This is a genomic window from Mesorhizobium sp. P5_C1 (assembly GCF_054049815.1).
Genome location: NZ_JBFULQ010000774.1, coordinates 1 through 2008 on the forward strand (window position 1 = coordinate 1; position 2008 = coordinate 2008).

The window sequence follows — 2008 nt, forward strand, 5'->3', positions numbered from 1 at the left end:
CGCTTCGAAAGGTCAAGATTTTTTAGCGGCTTTTCACATATATTTTCGCCGAGAAGAGAATGGTGGATGACCGAATGAAACGGGTGAAAAGGGGGTTGAACTGACCGGACGATCTGTTACTTAAATCGCTACCACTGGGTTAAAAATACAACAGAAGCTGGCCATCGGTCCTATGGCTTACCTTCTGTCTTTTTCTGCCTTCCATTTTGAAATTGAAGGGATTTTTATCAAAATGGGCAATGCAATCATTGCGCCGGGATACTCTTTCAGCGAAGCTCGCATCGGAACGGTCGAGGGCGGAGAATCCGGGGTTCTGGTGTGGAAATCCGACCAACTGGTCGCCGTCCTTACCCAGATCGACGAGGAAGCCTACTGCACGAAAGGCAAGTGGTTCCTCGAGACAGGCTTCGGCCTGCTGAGCGGGCTGCACAAGAACTTCGATACGATCGAGGAAGCCGTTAAATGGGTGGGGGTATACACCTTCCCCGAGCCTGTTCCTGCAGTAGATTGATCGGCGGATTCCGCGGCAGCAAGGCGCCTGTGCAAGCCAGCGATGGCTTTGGCCCGTGTCCTTTACCGACCTCGCCTTAAGGGCCTTGACAGCCCGCACTTTGCTGCTTCCGCAACGGAAGTGAGATCGTGTCCCATCCCCTCATGCGGAAACAATGCGGGATTGCCGCATAAGGGTCCTTGGAGAGAACGAGGAAGCAACGCCTTCGTGGCGTCAAGATGTTACCGCGAGACGGGCTTCAGATTGCGCCATGGTCGCATTGTTCGCGGCTGGAGGGTTCTCTGGAGTCGTCATTTCAGCTCGGCCGTCACCATTGTTAAAACGGCGGAAGACAACCTGCGTGGGCCGGCCTACCAAGAGACGGCTCGTTCCCGATTCCAGGGCCTGCGCATAGACCGCCAGGGCGCCGTCGACGGCCTCTATCGTCTTCATGACGGCCGCGTCGTCGTGGGTGTAGCTGACGACGAGAGACGGCATGAGCACGCCACGCCTGATCGTCTCCTGCAGGAACAGCGAGCGGTATGCCTGTGACGGCTTGCCGTTGGGGTCGAGCGTGGCATAGGCCAGGCAGCAGGGACGGCCGACAACCTTGAAGTGGCCATCCACCCCATGCCGCCTGGCAGCCTCTGCGATCCCGGCCCTCAGTTTCGTCCCCTGACGGTGCAGGTGTTCGATCACGGACTCGTTCTGGTAAGTCCGCATGGTCGCGATCGCCGCCGCAAGCGCATGGGTCTCGGCGCCATGCGTGGTCGACAGCAGAAACACCCTTGGGCGGTCCGTATGCTCGAGGCCGCCGAGCCGCATGTATTCGCGTTTGCCGGCCAGGGCCGAGACCGAAAACCCATTGCCAAGCGCCTTGCCGAATGTCGACAAGTCCGGCTCTATGCCATAGAGCTTCTGCGCCCCGGACGCATGCCATCTGAACCCGGTGATCATCTCGTCGAGAATGAGCAGTGCGCCCTTTTCCCTGCAGAGACGCTGGACTTCATGCAGGAATCCGTCCACCGGATCGTCGCCGCGGGAAGGCTCGAGGATCAGGGCGGCCAGCTTGCCGGGGTGCCTGTCGAACAAATCCCTTACGCTGGCAATGTCGTTGTACCGGAAAGTGACGGTGAGCTTTCGGACCGCCTCCGGAATTCCGGCATTCATCGGTGTGGTCCCGATGAACCAATCGTCTGTCGAAAAGAAGGGATGGTCGGCGCAGCATGCAACGAGATCGCGACCCGTGTAGGCGCGGGCAAGGCGAACGGCCCCCGAAGTCGCATCCGATCCGTCCTTGCAGAACTTCACCATCTGCGCGCCGATGAGCTCCAGGAACGTCTCGGCGCAGTCGACCTCGATCCTGGCCGGCCGCGTGAAATTGGATCCACCTTGGAGGGCTGTCTCCACGGCTCTGACCACGGTCGGGTAGGCGTGTCCCAGCCCGACGGAACGGTTGCCCATGCCGTATTCGATGTACTCGTTCCCGTCGACGTCCCAGACATGGCATCCCAAACC

Annotated in this window: 2 protein-coding genes; one reads left to right on the plus strand and one right to left on the minus strand. The window is 59.4% G+C overall.

Annotated elements, in window-relative coordinates; all coding sequences use genetic code 11:
• The first annotated feature begins 172 nt into the window (after window positions 1-172).
• Window positions 173-511: a hypothetical protein gene (locus ACXJ7R_RS31115; protein WP_245330958.1), complete on the plus strand. Its 339-nt coding sequence runs from the start codon at window positions 173-175 to the stop codon at window positions 509-511.
• 213 nt (window positions 512-724) lie between these two features.
• Here the strand turns inward: ACXJ7R_RS31115 and ACXJ7R_RS31120 are convergent.
• Window positions 725-2008, minus strand: a 1284-nt coding sequence (locus ACXJ7R_RS31120) for a glutamate-1-semialdehyde 2,1-aminomutase (RefSeq protein WP_457155154.1), incomplete at its 5' end; no start/stop codon positions are given.